Genomic DNA, 15,172 nt, shown 5'->3' with positions numbered 1-15,172 from the left:
GGCCCGCGCGGTGGCGGGCCTTCCCGATGGCACGACGGCGGTGACCGGTTACTGGTCGTCGCGATCGTCGCGCGCGTCCTCGGCGGCGGTGTCGGCGCTTTCGGCGGCGCGATCCATGGCATCGGAACTGGCGCGCGCGGCCGCGGCGGCCGCCTCGGAGGCTTCGGCGCCGGCTTCGCGCGCCGCGGCTTCGGTGGCGTCACCGGCGCGGTCCATCGCTTCGCGCGAGTCGGCAGTGGCTTCGCGCGCACCGGCGGAGGCGGCATCGTAGCCTTCGCGGGCGGCGTCGCCGGCGTCGTCGAGCGCCTCGGAAGCGGACTGGCGCGCGTCTTCGGCGGCTGCGGCGGCCTGATCGGCCTCCTGCTGGGCGCTTGCGGTGTCGTCCCGGCAGGCGGCCAGGCTGAGCACGATGGTGGCGGCGAGGATCAGGAGCTTGCTGTCCATGGTGGTTCTCCTTCGAGAGGGCCGGAGCCGCGGGCAGTCTTGCCTTGCTCCGGTGAAGGGGGCGTGCACGGTGGCGGCGCCATCGCCATGCCGATGGCTGCAAAAGAAAAGCCGCCGGAAGTCCGGCGGCTCTCCTGATACTGCAACTCGCGTCAAGCCATTCGGCTTGCGGCGAAGCTTTACTGCATCGGCTCTTCTTCGGCGTTCTCTTCGACCGCGTCCTGAGCCTCGTCGGCGACATCGGCAGCGTCCTCGGCCACGTCGGCGGCGTCCTGGGCAGCGTCGGCGGCGGCATCGGCCGCGTCGTCGGTGGCTGCGGAAGCGTCGGCGGCGGCATCGGTGGCGCTGTCGGCGGCCATGTCGGCGGTGTCGGCAGCGGCCTGCGCGGCCTCGTCGCCGTAGGCGGCGTCGGCCTGGGCCTGGGCCTCGGCAGCGGCATCAGCGGCGTCGGCGGCCGCGTCCTGCGCAGTATCCTGGTTCGAGCAAGCGGCCAGGGCAAAACCCATAGCCAGGGCAAGCAGAGCCTTGTTGATGGACATGTTGATTTCCTCGTCGTGTGGTGAGTCAGAACGCGCGATGCTGCGCGCCGGGGCACATCATGACAAGCCGGTGATGGGTGTCAAGTATGTGTTTGATTTTTTAAGTAAAGATGCCGTTAACTCCTTCACGCCACCTCGACGGCGACGGCAGTGGCCTCACCGCCGCCGATGCATAGCGAAGCGACACCGCGTCGGTAACCCCGCGTCCGCAGGGCATTTATCAGCGTCACCAGCAAGCGGGCACCGCTGGCGCCGATGGGGTGCCCGAGTGCACAGGCACCGCCGTTGACATTCAGCTTGTGGTGGGGAATTCCGAGGTCCTTCATCGGTGCCATCGCCACGCAGGCGAACGCCTCGTTGACCTCGAACAGGTCGACATCGTCGACCGACCAGCCGGCGCGTTCGAGCACGCTGCCGATCGCCGCCACCGGCGCGGTCGTGAACCATTCCGGCGCCTGCGCATGGCCGGCATGCGCGACGATGCGCGCCAGCGGCGCCAGGCCACGACGGCCGGCCTCGTCGGCGGACATCAGCACGGTGGCGGCGGCGCCGTCGGAGATCTTCGAGGACGAGGCCGCGGTCAGGCGGCCTTCCTTGCCGAACGCCGGGCGCAGCGCCGGGATCTTGGCGATGTCGATCCGGCCCGGCTCCTCGTCGGTCTCGACCACGGTCTCGCCCTTGCGGGTCTTGACCGTGACCGGAACGATCTCGCCACGGAAGGCGCCGTCCGCGGTCGCCGCCTGCGCGCGCTTGACGCTCTCTGCCGAGAACGCGTCGAGCGCCTCGCGGCCGAAACCGTACTTCTCGCAGGTGGCGTCGCCGAACACGCCCATCGCCTTGCCGTCGTAGGGATTGGTGAGGCCGTCCCACGCCATGTGGTCGAGGAACTCGGCGCTGCCGTAGCGGATGCCGGTGCGCGAGCCGTTGAGCAGGTGCGGGGCGTTGGTCATCGACTCCATGCCGCCGGCGACGGCGACGGTGGAGGAGCCGGCGCGGATCAGGTCGTGCGCGAACATGATCGCCTTCATGCCCGAGCCGCAGACCTTGTTGATGGTGGTGCAGCCGACGGCGTCGGGGATTCCCGCCGCGAGCGATGCCTGGCGCGCCGGCGCCTGGCCGAGCCCGGCGGGCAGCACGCAGCCCATGATCACCTCGTCGACCTGGTCGGGCGCGACGCCCGCCTGTTCCAGCGCGCCGCGGATCGCGGCGGCGCCGAGCGTCGGCGTCGGCACGCCGGTGAACTGGCCGAGGAAGGAACCGATGGCGGTGCGCTTGGCGCCGACGATGACGATGTCGCTCATGGATTGCTCCGGCAGGGACGGGGGGTTCCCCGGGAAAGGCGGAATTATCGCGCCGTCGTCCTGGTGCGGCAAACGCGCAGTCCATTCATTCGGTTTCACGTGGTTGCCGGCGATGCGTCACGGTTTCGTGGTGGCGGCTACGTGTGTTTGCGGGTATAGATGGTCGACACCAAATGTCCGGTCGGGCCCGGCGGTGAGATGCACGCCGGGGGCGCGGGACGCATGACACGCGAGAGTCGTCGAAGAGGGAGACGCATCCATGAAGGAGAAGATTTCGGGCGCCGCAACGGCATCGTCGTTCCGGCTTTCGCTGCTGGCCAGCGCGGTCGGGCTTGCGCTGACGGCGTGTGGCGGCGGCGGTAGCAACACCCGTCCCGACACGCCGCCGCCCAGCCCTCCACCCGGGCCGCCGCCACCGACCGTGGTCGAACCGCCGAACCCGGCCTACAGCGATCACCTGGCGCTCACCAATGCCGATGCCGCCATCGAAGCCGGATTCACCGGCGAGGGTGTCCGCATCGGCGTGCTCGACACCGGCGTCAATCCCGATCACCCGGCATTGGCAGGGCGTGTGGTGGACAACCTGGTCTACGTCAGTTCGTCCGACAACGACCTGTCCATCGACGACGTCGACGGACACGGCACCGCGGTCGCCCAGATCATCGCCGGCCAGCCGTTCGGTCAGTGGCCCGGCGGCATCGCGCAGGGCGCGGAAATCGTCTCGGCGCGGATCATCGACGACGAACCGCCGGACGACGACGGCAGCGGACAGGGCAACGAGGTCGACGGCGCGCTCGGGCTGGAGCCGATCCACCAGGACATGATCGACCGCGACGTGCGCATCATGAACAACTCGTGGGGCGGGCTCTACTGGGACGACCCGGCCGCGACCGCGGCGATCGCCGACGAGTACCGCGACTTCATCATCGAAAACGACGGGCTGGTGGTGTTCGCCACCGGCAACCTCGAAGGCGCCGATCCGACCGACATGGCTGCGTTGCCGAGCCAGTCCGGACCGAACGGCAGCACCCCGGCGGCGGACCTGGAGCGCGGCTGGATCGCCGTGACCGCGATCGATCCCGGCAACCCGGAGCAGCTGGACGAGATCGATGGCGAGATCTATCCGAACGCCTGCGGCATCGCCATGAACTACTGCCTGGCGGCGCCGGGCACGGTGGTCACGACCGGAACCGACGATGCGCCGGACGATCCCGAATACTGGCGCTGGGCGGGCACCTCATTTGCCGCGCCGCAGGTCTCGGGCGCCGCGGCGCTGGTCTGGGAAGCGTTTCCCTGGTTCGACAACGACCTGGTGCGGCAGACCATCCTGGGGACGGCGCAGGACATCGGCGCCTCGGGCGTGGACGAACTCTTCGGTTACGGACTGCTGGACGTGGGCAGGGCCGTACAGGGGCCGGCGCGCTTCGACTGGGGACGGGTGACGGCGGACTTCGACGGCATGACCTCGGTCTGGTCGAATGACATCGCAGGTGCAGGCGGCCTGACCAAGCGCGGCAACGGCATTCTCGAGCTGTCGGGCGCGAACGCCTATCGCGGCGCCACCCTGGTCGACGGCGGCACGCTGCGTCTGAGCGGTTCGCTCGACAACTCCGAGGTTTCCATCCGCGCCGGTGGCACCCTGAGCGGCGATGGGCATGTCGCCGGTAGCGTCGGCAACGAGGGCAGACTGCTGCTCGACGCCGGCGACGGCACCACCGCGCTCACCATCGGCGGTGACTATACCCACGGCGTCGACGCGGAACTCGCGGTGGTGTTCGGCGCCGGCGCGCTCGAGGTCGGCGGCGACGCCGCCATCGAAGGCGGTACGGTGCACGTCGCCGGTGCGGTCGACGGCTACGTGAGGCAGAACCGCGAGGACGTGCTGCGCGCCGGTGGAACGCTCGACGGCCGTTTCGACGGCTACACCTACGACGACAGCCTGTTCTTCGAAGGCACGATCCGCTACGACTACACCGGCGGTCGCGTGTGGCTGGACGTCACCCGCCTCGACGTGACCGCGGCCGTGGCTGCGTTCGGCAATATCGGCGCCGCATCACTGGCGTCGGCACAACGGGTGGAGAATGCGTTCCGGCAGATCGACGGGCAGCGCGAAGCCGGCGAAGGGGCGATCGCCGACGGCTTCATCCAGGTTGCCGGCGACTTCCAGCGCATTGCCGACGAGGCGACCGCCGCGGCGTCGCTGTCGAGCCTGTCCGGCGAACTGCACGCGGTGGCCTCGTCGACGACCTTCGACGCGATCGACATGAGCCGGCGTGCGTTGTCCTCGCACTTCGGCGACAGCAGCCTGCAGCCGCAGGCCGCCGGCGTGTGGAAGCGCGAACTCGGCGGCGGCGGGCAGGGCGGATATTCCGGCAGCGATTTCTCCGTCGACGGCTGGATGATCGGCCGCGACTACCGCTTCGGCGGCAACGGCATCGCCGGCTTCGCCTTCGGCGAGACCCGCGCCGACAGCCGCCGCGACGGCAGCCGCGACCGCGGCCGCGATCGCCAGACCCAGACCCAGCTGTACGCGGGCGGCCTGCACGGCAACGCCTACACCCTGGGCCAGGTCGGCTTCGGCCGCTTCGACCGCCGGTTGGAACGGCAGCTGTTCACCGGGCGGCAGTCGATGGGCGTGTTCAGCGCCTACGCCGGTGATTATCTGACCGCCAACCTGGAGAGCGGCTATCGGTTCGGCGATCGCGACGCGCACCTGACGCCGTATCTGGGCGCCGAGTACACGCGGATCGACAGCGACGGCTTCTCGGAACTCGGCGGCGACGGCTTCGGCCTGCGCGCCGATGCATGGACGTCGAGCCGCAGCCAGGCGATCGCCGGCGTGCGCGCCGAGCGCGGCTGGTCGGCGCTGACCCTGCGCGGCTACGCCGAGTGGCAGCAGACGCTCGGCGCCAGCGGCCTGGACATCGACGCCAGCTTCGTCGGCGCCGACGCCTGGTCGTCGCTGGCGGGCCTGCAGCCGGGCCGGTCCGGAGGGCTGTTCGGCCTGGGCCTGGATGCCTGGGTCGGCCGCAACGCGGTGGTGACCTTCGGCTACGACCAGCGTTTCGGCCCGCGCGGCGACGCGCGGATGGTCTCACTGCGGTATGCGCTGGGATTCTGAACCCGGGCGGCCGCTCAGGGGGCGACGCCGGAGCGGTCCACCACTGCGGCGGACCGGGCCGCATTCAGTGAGTGGGGGTGTACGGTCGATGAGCGCAACGGCCCGGATCCGGGCCGTTGCTGCGCGAACGCTATAATCGCCGCCCGTATCGCCTCGGTCACCACATGTCCGCCGTGCCCCACAAGACCGCCAGCCCCCGGGTCGGCTTCGTCAGCCTCGGCTGCCCGAAGGCGCTGGTCGATTCCGAGCGCATCCTGACCCAGCTGAAGGTCGAGGGCTACGACATCGTGCCCAGCTACGACGATGCCGACGTGGTGGTGGTCAATACCTGCGGCTTCATCGACGCAGCGGTGGACGAGTCGCTGGAGGCGATCGGCGAGGCGATGGCCGAGAACGGCAAGGTCATCGTCACCGGCTGCCTGGGCAAGCGCGAGGAGGTGATCCGCCAGGCGCATCCGGGCGTGCTGTCGATCAGCGGCCCGCAGGACTACACCAGCGTGATGCGTGCAGTGCACGCCGCGGTGCCGCAGGTGCACGACCCGTTCGTCGACCTGGTGCCGCGCCGCGCGGCCGACGACATCGGCATCAAGCTGACTCCGAAGCACTACGCCTATCTGAAGATCTCCGAGGGCTGCAATCACCGCTGCAGCTTCTGCATCATTCCGTCGATGCGCGGTGACCTGGTCTCGCGTCCGGTCGACGAGGTACTGCGCGAGGCCGAACGCCTGGTGCGCGGCGGCGTGCGCGAGCTGCTGGTGATCTCGCAGGACACTTCGGCCTACGGCGTCGACCTGCGCTACATCGAGCGCGACTGGCGCGGCGGCAGCTACCAGACGCGGATGCAGGCGCTGTGCGAGGGGCTCGCCGAGCTGGGCGTCTGGACGCGGTTGCACTACGTGTATCCATATCCGCACGTCGACCGCATCATCCCGCTGATGGCCGAAGGCAAGCTGCTGCCGTACCTGGACATCCCGTTCCAGCACGCCAGCCCGCGGATCCTGAAGCTGATGAAGCGGCCCGGGGCAGTGGAACGCACGCTCGAACGCATCCGCGGTTGGCGCGCGATCTGCCCGGAACTCACGATCCGCTCGACCTTCATCGTCGGCTTCCCCGGCGAGACCGACGCCGAGTTCGAGGAACTGCTGGACTTCCTGGACGAAGCGCGGCTCGACCGCGTCGGCGCCTTCGCCTACTCGCCGGTGGAGGGCGCCGCGGCCAATGCGCTGCCCGATCCGGTCGACGAGGACGTCAAGCAGGCGCGGCTGGCGCGCTTCATGGAGCGCCAGGCGCGGATCTCGGCCGAGCGCCTGGAGGCGAAGGTCGGCAGCGTGCAGCGCTGCCTGGTCGATGCGATCGACGGCGAACTGGCGATCGCGCGCTCGCAGGCGGACGCGCCGGAGATCGACGGCCTGGTGCAGATCCAGGACGGCGCCGCGCACGGCCTGCGCGCCGGCGACTTCGCCGACGTGCGGATCATGGGCAGCGACGAGCACGACCTGTACGGCGAGGTGGCGGCGTGATGCGGCATGCGGCGCCATGCCTGCTGTCGGCGGCGCTGCTGTGCGCGGGTGTGGCGTCGGCACAGGATCCCGATGGCCTGAGCGGGGATTACCGCCCGGTCGGAGAGGAAGCGGTTTCCGGCGACGGCGCCCACCGCGCCGGACTGCACGTGACCCGCGAGGGCGACGGCTGGCGGGCCTGGTTCGCCGGCCAGCCCAAGCGCCTGGAAGCGGCGAGCCCCGACCAGATGGCCGGCCTGTTCCCCGGCGTGGGCGAGAGCCGCGGCTTGCGGTGCGGGTTCTCGGAGGAGTTCGTGCTGTGCCGGGTGGCGCCGGGGACGTTCTTCCCGCGGCAGGGATTCCGGATCGACAGCGGCTATTTCTCGGTGATCGCCGGCGGTGGGCTGTACGAACTGGAGCGGGTGGACGCGATGCCGGACGTGCGCGGGCGCTAGCTCCGTTTGTTTCCATCGGCTTCCGGGCCGCGGACGTTTCGTGCTGTCGCGACTCCCCGGCGGCGGCATGCCGCCGCCGGGGAGTCGCGACCCCGCAAGCCATCCGGCAGCCGACCGACGTCGTCCTGGCCATCGCTCCGCACCGACCTGGAGAACGCCGGTGCGCGCTGGAAAGATGCGGAGGTCGTCACCGACGGCCATGTCATCACCAGCCGCAAGCCCGGCGACATTCCCGCCTTCACCCGGACGGTGATCGACGCGGTGTCCTGAGCGTCCGGCCGCGGCGGACACGGCATCATCGGTGCGGCGGATATTCGATCGCGACGATCGTCATGTGTTCGGTGCCGCCCGGGCCCGGCAGCGTCACCTCGAACTCGTCGTCGACGCGCTTGTTCAGCATTGCCCGGGCCAGCGGCGAATCGATGCTGATCCAGCCCCGCCGTGCGTCGGTCTCGTCGGGCCCCACGATCCGGTAGCGGCTGCGTTGCCCGCCGGTCGCGTCCTCCAGTTCCACCCGGGCACCGAAGAACACCGCATCGCGGTCGGAAGGCGCATCGTCCACGATCCGCAGCGATTCCAGGCGTTTCGACAGGTACCGCACGCGGCGATCGATCTCGCCCAGCTGCTTCTTTCGATAGGTGTACTCGGCGTTCTCGGAACGGTCGCCTTCCGCGGCGGCCGCGGCCAGCGCACGCACCACCTCGGGTCGCCGGACCCGCCACAGTTCGTCCAGCTCGGCCTTCAGGCGCGCGTGCCCCTCGCGTGTGATCAGCGCGGTGCTTTTCTCGGGTGGCGGGCGCCAGCGGCTCAGAGGACAACCGGAATTCGGAGGTCAGGGTTCGCGCTTGAGACTGTAGTTGAAGCTGCTCTCGATCTGATTGCCTTCCATGTCGAGCTGGGTCAGCTCATCGCCGGACGCGATCGCGTAGAGCCTGTCGGCGCTGGCCTTGTCTTCAGGATCGAAGCGCAGGCGGGTGCCGGCGTCCTCCACGGTCCAGGTGCCGGGCGCCGGCTCGGCCCCGCCGCCGCGTTCCTGGTAGACCTCGGTCAGGGCGGCGCTGCCGTCGTCGCGCAACTCCAGGGTGGTATCGATGCCGGGGCAGTCGGCGCAGGGCAGGGTGCCCGTGAAGGTTCCGGCAAGCGCCGCGGGATCGATGGGAGCGGGGACATCGGTCCTGGCAGCTTCCGGTGCAGGCGCGTCGGTGGCCGAAGCTTCGGTTGCCGGTCCGGTCGCCGCTTCGGGCTTGCACCCGGCAAGGAGGGCGACGGCCAACAGGACGGGTAGCAGCGTTTTCAGCGACGTAGGCATCGTGCTCGCTCCATGCATGCAAGATTGCAGTGGGGCAACCTGTTCGGAAGTCTAGCGCGACTTACCACCGAAGATGCCGCCCAGCACCCCGCGCAGGATCTGCCGTCCGATCTGGCTGCCGAGCGTGCGTGCGGCCTGCTTGCCCATGGTCTCGATCATGCCCTGGCGACGGCCGGTGCCGAACATCGCATCCTTCATCGTCTGCCCGATGCCGCGTTCGCCGGCGCCGTCCACGTCCTTGGCCTTGGGCGCCTGCGCCTGTTCGCTCATCGCCTCGGCGCGTTGCGCCAGCCGTTCGGCGGCCGATTCGCGGTTCACGGCGGTGTCGTACTTCGCGCCGAGCGCGCTGCCGGCACGCACCTGCGTGCGCTCGACGTCGGTGATCGCGCCCATGCGGCAGCGCGGCGGCGCGATCAGCGTGCGCTCGACCGGCATCGGAACGCCCCTGCCCTGGTCGGGAACGTCCTGCAGCGTGGACACCAGCGCCTCGCCGGTGCCGAGCTGCGAGATCGTCTGCGCCACGTCCAGGGCGGGGTTGGCGACGAAGGTCTGCGCCGCGGTCCTGACCGCCTTCTGGTCGCGCGGGGTGAAGGCGCGCAGCGCGTGCTGCACGCGGTTGCCGAGCTGGCCGAGGATCTGGTCGGGCACGTCGTCCGGGAACTGCGAGCAGAAGTACACGCCCACGCCCTTGGAGCGGATGATCCGCACCACCTGTTCGATGCGCTGGCGCAGCGCCGCCGGCGCGTCCTTGAACAGCAGGTGGGCCTCGTCGAACACGAACACCAGCTTCGGCTTCTCCAGGTCGCCCGCTTCCGGCAGCGCCTCGAACAGCTCCGACAGCAGCCACAGCAGGAAGCTCGAATACAGCCGCGGCTTGAGGATGAGCTGGTCGGCGGCGAGGATGCCGATCACGCCGCGACCGTCGGGCGTGGTGCGCATCAGGTCGGCGAGTTCCAGCGCCGGTTCGCCGAAGAACTGCGCGCCGCCGTCCTGCTCCAGCCGCAGCAGCGCGCGCTGGATCGCGCCGATCGACTGCGTGCTGACCAGGCCGTACTCGGTCGAGACCGCCTTGCGCTCCTCGGCCACCACGCCGAGCAGGGCGCGGAGGTCATCGAGGTCGAGCAGCAGCAGGCCGCGGTCGTCGGCGAGCTTGAACGTGATGTCGAGCACGCCGCCCTGGGTGTCGTTGAGCTCGAGGATGCGCGAGAGCAGGGTCGGGCCCATCTCGCTGACGGTGGTACGCACCGGATGCCCGAGCTTGCCGTACAGGTCCCAGAAGATCGTCGGGCTGCCTTCGCTGCGATAGTCGGCGATGCCGATGGTCTCGATCCGCTTGCGCACGCCTTCGCTGTCGGCGCCGGGGACGGCGAGGCCGGCGACGTCGCCCTTCACGTCGGCCAGGAACACCGGTACGCCGATGCGCGAAAAACCTTCGGCCAGCGTCATCAGCGAGACCGTCTTGCCGGTGCCGGTGGCGCCGGCCACCAGGCCGTGGCGGTTGCCGTACTTGGGCAGCAGGTGAACGTTGCCGCTGTCGGGCGTGGTGACCGACTTGCCGACGAGAATGGGGTCCATGGCGCGTCCTGGCGGAAGAATGCCCGGGATTCTATGCGATCCCGGCGAGGGACCGCGCCGGGCGTCACCACCGGGAACCGCCATCTTGCCGGCTTGCGGAGCGGGTGAAACCCATGCCGCCTTTGTGTGGGAGCGACGAAACGAGCGCAGCGAGTTAACGGCGAAGCCGGCCCGAAGGGTGAGCCGCGCAGCGGCGAGTCAAGTCGCGACCAGATGGTTGGCGGCAGGGCCGCACCGATCGTTCGCTGGCGTCCGGCCGTCGTGTCGCGACTTCCCGGCGGCGGCATGCCGCCGCCACTCCCACAATCCGCGCGCCCGCGCGCCTGCCGGGATTTGCCAGCGCCGCAGCGCGACCGCTAACCTGCCGCTCCATTCCGTCGCCTGTGATCACATGCCCGCTGCCCGCCGTGCCTTCCTCCGCCTGGTCCCGACAACGGCCGCCTTGTTGATCGCCCTCCATGCGCCCGACGCCGCTGCCCAGTCGCGCCAGGAACGTGCCGCCGCCGAGGCGCTGCAGCAGCGGATGGAGCAGGCCGAGACCCGCTACCGCGAGGCGATGGTGCGGGTGCGCAACAACGAGCCGGAGGCGGTGCAGGCCGGCGATGCGGCGCTGGAGGACATGGAGGACGTGATGGTCGAATGCGGCAAGCTGCGCGGCTGCGATCCGGCCGGCTTCGTGACCACGTTCAAGCGCCTGCTCAAGGCCGATGCCGATGCCGCCGCGGCGGTCGAGGAAGAGGAGGAGGTCGATCCTTTCGACGCCGACCCGGACGGCATGGCCGCCGGTGCCGCCGGCGACGTGCCGGAAGCCGCGCGCGCCGCCGCGCTGCTCAGCGACGGCCGCCGCTTCGTCGAGATGGTGCAGTACAACCCGGCGGTGCAGGAGGCGATCCGCCGCTGGCTGACCGACATGCGCCATTCGCTGATCGTCAGCCACGAGAACTACCAGTACATGCGCGACCTGATGTGGCCGCACTACGAGCGCTCGGCCCTGCCGGAGGCGCTGCTGTTCGGCATCCTGGCCAAGGAGTCGACCGGGCGCGTGCACTCGACCTCGCGCGCCGGCGCCGCCGGCCCGATGCAGTTCATGTACGCGACCGGCCGCCGCTTCGGCCTCGGGCCGGACGCGACCGGCTTCGACACCCGCTACGATCCCTATGCCTCGGCGCAGGCCAGTGCGGCCTATCTCAACGAGCGCATGGCCGAGCTCAACCGCAACATCGAACTGGCGCTGGCCGCCTACAACGGCGGCGAGGGACGGGCGCTGCGCATCCACAACGCCAACGGCGGGCGCAGCTTCTGGGACGAGTCGGTCTACAACCAGTTCCCGCCGGAGACGCGCGACTACGTGCCGATGGTGATCGCCGCCGCCTGGCTGTTCCTGCATCCGAAGAAGTACGGCCTGGAGTTCCCCAAGGTCGACGCGCGGCCCGCGACGCTGACGCTGCAGAAGCCGGCCTCGATCTACGAGTTGACCATCTGCCTGGGCAGCAGCGGCAGCCGCTACGGCTACATGCGGATGCTGCGCAACCTCAATCCCCGCTACCAGGCGGAAGAGTGGATTCCGGCCGGTACCGAACTCCGGGCCACGAGCCGCGTGGTCGGCCTCTACAACCGCTGGTGCACCCGCGGCGCCCGCGCCGATCTGGCCCACGAGCTGGTGCGCAGCGATCCTGGCAGTGCAGTCGTGCGCTCGGGACCGGCACAGTCGGTGCCGGCGACCGCCGCCGCCGTGGTCGCTCCGGTCGCATCGCCCTCCGCGCCCTCGCCGAGCGAGCACAGGGTCGCCCGCGGCGACACCCTGGGCCGGATCGCCGAACGCTACGGCTGCAATCTGCGCGCGCTGGCCAATGCCAACAACCTGAAGGCGCCCCGTTACACGCTGCGCCCGGGGCAGCGCCTGGACTTGCAGGGGTGTAGCAGGTAGGACCGAGCCGCCGTAGGAGCGCGCCATGCGCGCGATGCCGCCGGTGCTTCGCCGCCCGCAAATTCCGGTGGCCGGCGCGCCTGCCGGTCCAGAATTGCGGCATCCATCCGATCCGGCCAACTCCCGCGGTATCGCGCGCATGGCGCGCTCCTACGACGAGTTGGGGCGCGTCGCCAGGCGCTGGCCCAGGCGTACCGGCGACTCGGGCGCCAGATCCGGGGACAGTTCCGCCACGCCAGGCGGCAACAGCATGACCACCGTGGAGCCGTAATTGAAGCGCGCCATCTCGGCGAAGCGCTCGATCACGATGCCCTTGTCGCGATAGTCCTTGCGGGTGACGCGGTCGCCGTAGCGCGGGATTTCCTCGCCGCTCCACACCGTCTCCACCCCGGAGACCAGCAGTGCGCCGACCATGGCCACCGCCATCGGCCCGAAGTCGGTGTCGAAGTGGCACACCAGGCGTTCGTTGCGGGCGAACAGGCGCGGCACCTCGCGCACCGCGGCCGGGCCGACGCTGAACAACCGTCCCGGCACATGCACCGTCTCGCGCAGGGTGCCGGTCCAGGGCATGTGCACGCGGTGGTAGTCCTTCGGCGACAGGTAGACGGTCGCGAACGCGCCACCGTCGAACGGTTCGGCATCGCCCGCGTCGCCGAGCAGTTCGGCCGCCGTGAACGAGCGCCCCTTGGCCTGGAAGATGCGCCCGCGCTCGTCCGGATGGCCGATCGCCCCGCACTGGCTGATGCGTCCGTCGGCGGGGATGAGCAGCGCCCGTGGGTCGGGATCGGCGATGCGCGCGCCGGGCCGCAGCGCGCGGGTGAAGAAGGCGTTGAAGCTGGCGTAGGCGCGCGGATCGGGTTCGGCGGCTTCGTCGAGGTCGACGCCGAAACGACGGACCACGGTATCGATCAGCCATTGCTTGAGCCGTGGGTGTCGCGAATAGGCCAGCCCGCGCGCCAGCGACGACAGCAGGCGGTGCGGCAGGACGTAGGTCAGGACGGTGAGGGCATCCATGGGACTATGTAGTGGTCGGGCGGGCTTTTGTCTCCCTCTCCCCCGCTTGCGGGGGAGAGGGCTGGGGTGAGGGGGAAGCCGGAGCCGATAGACCTGCTGTTGCTACCGGATACGAGTGAGGGATCGCTGTCCCGGAATTCGATCGCTTCATGATGATGCTGCAGCTCCGGCCGCTCCCCTCACCTTAACCCTCCCCCCGCAAGCGGGGGAGAGGGAACCGTTCGTGGTCAGTCGTTCCGATACGTCGCAGTCAGCGCACGCAGGTCGGCGGCGATCGCGGCCGGATCCAGCGGTGGCTGGATCACGCCGGCCATGCGGCCTTGCGGGTCGAGCACCGCCAGCGCCGCGGAATGGTCGATGGAGTACTGGTCGTCCGGCGCGCCGGCGGGCGGCGGTGCCTTCATGAAGACCAGCGACAGCGAACGGGCGAACTCTTCCAGCGCCGGGATGTCGGCGGTGGCGGCCAGGGTGTCGCGGTGGAAGGCGGCGGCGTACTCGCCGACGCGGTCGGGCGTGTCGCGCTCGGGATCGACGGAGACGAACAGCACCCGCGGCCGCACGCTGTCGGGGATGTCTTCCCACTGCTTCTGCGCCCGCGACAGTTCGGCGAGCGTCATCGGGCAGACGTCCGGACAGAAGGTGAAACCGATGAACACGACGGTCCAGTGGCCGTGCAGTTCGCCCGGCACCAGCTGGGTGCCGTCGGACTGCTGCAGCGCGAACGCCGGCAGCGCACGCGGCTGCGGGAACAGCGTGACCGCCTGCGTCTCCGGTACGGCAGGGGCGGGCTCGGAGGTCAGCCGCTGCGCGGCCAGCAGGCCGAGGCCGCCGGCGAGGGCGACGACCAGGACGATGAGCGTGGCGCGGTTGAACATCTCAGGTTCCACTTGAAGTTCGACCATGATACCCGCGTGGCCGATATACTTCCCGGACCGGCCGCCCTGGCAGCCGCTCCTCTACACGACACCCCCCGGCCGCCGCCGGCCCGCGCGCCATGACCGACGAACTGCAGACGATCATCGACCTGATCCGCTACGGCGCCAGCCGTTTCAACGCGGCCGGGCTGACGTTCGGCCACAGCTACGACAATGCGCTCGACGAGGCCACCCAACTGACCCTGCACGCCCTGCACCTGCCGCACGACCTGCCGCCCGCCTATGGGCAGTCGCGGGTGACGCTGGCGGAGAAGGAGGAGGTGCTGGGCTTGTTCCTGCGCCGGATCGAGGAACGCGTGCCCGCCGCCTATCTCACCGGCGAGGCGTGGTTCGCCGGGCTCAGCTTCAAGTCCGACCGCCGCGCGCTGGTGCCGCGCTCGCCGATCGCCGAGCTGATCGAGGGCGGCTTCGAGCCGTGGCTCGGTGGCCGCGAGGTGCGGCGCGCGCTCGACCTGTGCACCGGCTCGGGCTGCATCGCCATCGCCATGGGGCACTACAACCCGGACTGGCACGTCGACGGCACCGACCTGAGCGACGATGCGCTGGCGCTGGCGGCCGAAAACGAGGCGCGGCTGCAGGCGCACAACGTGCGTTTCCTGAAGTCCGACCTGTTCTCCGCGCTGCAGGGCGAGCATTACGACCTGATCGTCAGCAACCCTCCCTACGTCACCAACGACGAGACCGACGCGCTGCCGCCGGAGTATTCGTACGAGCCGGAGATGGGCCTGCGCGCCGGCGAAGACGGCCTCGACCTGGTGCTGAAGATCCTGCGCGACGCGCCGCTGCACCTGCGCGAGGACGGGCTGCTGATCTGCGAGGTCGGCGAGTCCGAGCGTGCGCTGACCCGACTGCTGCCGGACCTGCCGCTGGTATGGGTGGAGTTCAAGGTCGGACAGATGGGCGTGTTCGTGGTCGAGTGCCACGACCTGATGAAGCACAACGCCCGCATCGCCGAACTGGCCGCCACCCGTGAAGGCGCGGCCCCTGCGCCGCCGGCGGCCGCCGCAGGGAGCCTGTTTTGAGCCTGGCTTCCGCCAGCAGCATCCCTCTCCC

General features: G+C 70.1%; 13 protein-coding genes and 1 pseudogene. 6 read left to right on the top strand and 8 right to left on the bottom strand.

Annotated features, from left to right (window positions below; genetic code table 11):
- Positions 1-48 precede the first annotated feature (48 nt).
- The 3 genes from AB5T46_RS14755 to AB5T46_RS14745 all read right to left on the bottom strand — a co-directional run bounded on the left by AB5T46_RS14755 (position 49) and on the right by AB5T46_RS14745 (position 2,284).
- Positions 49-444 carry a hypothetical protein gene (locus tag AB5T46_RS14755; RefSeq protein ID WP_370564778.1) on the bottom strand — a complete coding sequence of 132 codons (396 nt, stop codon included), beginning with the start codon at positions 442-444 and terminating at the stop codon, positions 49-51.
- A gap of 179 nt (positions 445-623) precedes the next feature.
- Positions 624-983: a hypothetical protein gene (locus AB5T46_RS14750; RefSeq protein ID WP_370564776.1), complete on the bottom strand. Its 360-nt coding sequence runs from the start codon at positions 981-983 to the stop codon at positions 624-626.
- A 125-nt stretch (positions 984-1,108) separates the two neighbouring features.
- The gene (locus AB5T46_RS14745) at positions 1,109-2,284 is read right to left on the bottom strand and encodes a thiolase family protein (RefSeq protein ID WP_370564775.1); all 1,176 of its coding nucleotides are present in this window, start codon (positions 2,282-2,284) and stop codon (positions 1,109-1,111) included.
- A gap of 259 nt (positions 2,285-2,543) precedes the next feature.
- Between AB5T46_RS14745 and AB5T46_RS14740 the strand changes: the two genes are divergently transcribed.
- From AB5T46_RS14740 to AB5T46_RS14725, 4 genes and pseudogenes are all read left to right on the top strand, one after another.
- On the top strand, positions 2,544-5,405 hold the full coding sequence (locus AB5T46_RS14740) for a S8 family serine peptidase (RefSeq protein ID WP_370564774.1): 2,862 nt from the start codon (positions 2,544-2,546) through the stop codon (positions 5,403-5,405).
- A gap of 164 nt (positions 5,406-5,569) precedes the next feature.
- Positions 5,570-6,925: a 30S ribosomal protein S12 methylthiotransferase RimO gene (rimO, locus tag AB5T46_RS14735; RefSeq protein ID WP_370564773.1), complete on the top strand. Its 1,356-nt coding sequence runs from the start codon at positions 5,570-5,572 to the stop codon at positions 6,923-6,925.
- A complete protein-coding gene (locus tag AB5T46_RS14730) occupies positions 6,922-7,359 on the top strand; it encodes a hypothetical protein (RefSeq protein WP_370564772.1) in 438 nt (145 codons plus the stop codon). The genes rimO and AB5T46_RS14730 overlap by 4 nt, the downstream gene beginning before the upstream one ends.
- 111 nt (positions 7,360-7,470) lie before the next feature.
- Positions 7,471-7,629: pseudogene (locus tag AB5T46_RS14725) on the top strand (DJ-1/PfpI family protein); the annotation flags it as partial.
- A gap of 25 nt (positions 7,630-7,654) precedes the next feature.
- On the opposite strand, the gene greB reads toward AB5T46_RS14725, so the two are convergent.
- From greB to AB5T46_RS14710, 3 genes are read right to left on the bottom strand one after another with little or no spacing between them, the layout of a single operon-like run.
- Positions 7,655-8,170, bottom strand: coding sequence for a transcription elongation factor GreB (gene greB / locus AB5T46_RS14720; protein WP_370564860.1), 516 nt, complete (start codon positions 8,168-8,170; stop codon positions 7,655-7,657).
- Between the two features lie 21 nt (positions 8,171-8,191).
- Complete coding sequence (locus AB5T46_RS14715) at positions 8,192-8,668, bottom strand: copper resistance protein NlpE (protein WP_370564771.1); 477 nt, start codon at positions 8,666-8,668, stop codon at positions 8,192-8,194.
- A 51-nt stretch (positions 8,669-8,719) separates the two neighbouring features.
- A complete protein-coding gene (locus tag AB5T46_RS14710; RefSeq protein ID WP_370564770.1) occupies positions 8,720-10,243 on the bottom strand; it encodes a helicase HerA-like domain-containing protein in 1,524 nt (507 codons plus the stop codon).
- Positions 10,244-10,634: 391 nt separating this feature from the next.
- Here AB5T46_RS14710 and AB5T46_RS14705 point away from each other — a divergent pair, with 391 nt between their 5' ends.
- Positions 10,635-12,170, top strand: coding sequence for a transglycosylase SLT domain-containing protein (locus AB5T46_RS14705; protein ID WP_370564769.1), 1,536 nt, complete (start codon positions 10,635-10,637; stop codon positions 12,168-12,170).
- A gap of 150 nt (positions 12,171-12,320) precedes the next feature.
- Here AB5T46_RS14705 and asd read toward each other — a convergent pair whose 3' ends face one another.
- Together asd and AB5T46_RS14695 are read right to left on the bottom strand one after the other, a co-directional pair.
- Complete coding sequence (asd, locus tag AB5T46_RS14700) at positions 12,321-13,184, bottom strand: archaetidylserine decarboxylase (RefSeq protein WP_370564768.1); 864 nt, start codon at positions 13,182-13,184, stop codon at positions 12,321-12,323.
- Positions 13,185-13,411: 227 nt separating this feature from the next.
- Entirely contained in the window at positions 13,412-14,059 is a 648-nt protein-coding gene (locus AB5T46_RS14695) for an SCO family protein (RefSeq protein WP_370564859.1), read from the bottom strand.
- A gap of 119 nt (positions 14,060-14,178) precedes the next feature.
- Here AB5T46_RS14695 and prmB point away from each other — a divergent pair, with 119 nt between their 5' ends.
- Positions 14,179-15,141, top strand: coding sequence for a 50S ribosomal protein L3 N(5)-glutamine methyltransferase (gene prmB / locus AB5T46_RS14690; RefSeq protein WP_370564767.1), 963 nt, complete (start codon positions 14,179-14,181; stop codon positions 15,139-15,141).
- Positions 15,142-15,172 lie beyond the last annotated feature (31 nt).

This window comes from Luteimonas salinilitoris, assembly GCF_041300785.1.
Classification (GTDB): domain Bacteria; phylum Pseudomonadota; class Gammaproteobacteria; order Xanthomonadales; family Xanthomonadaceae; genus Luteimonas; species Luteimonas salinilitoris.
This window is presented reverse-complemented; position numbering and strand designations above follow the sequence as displayed.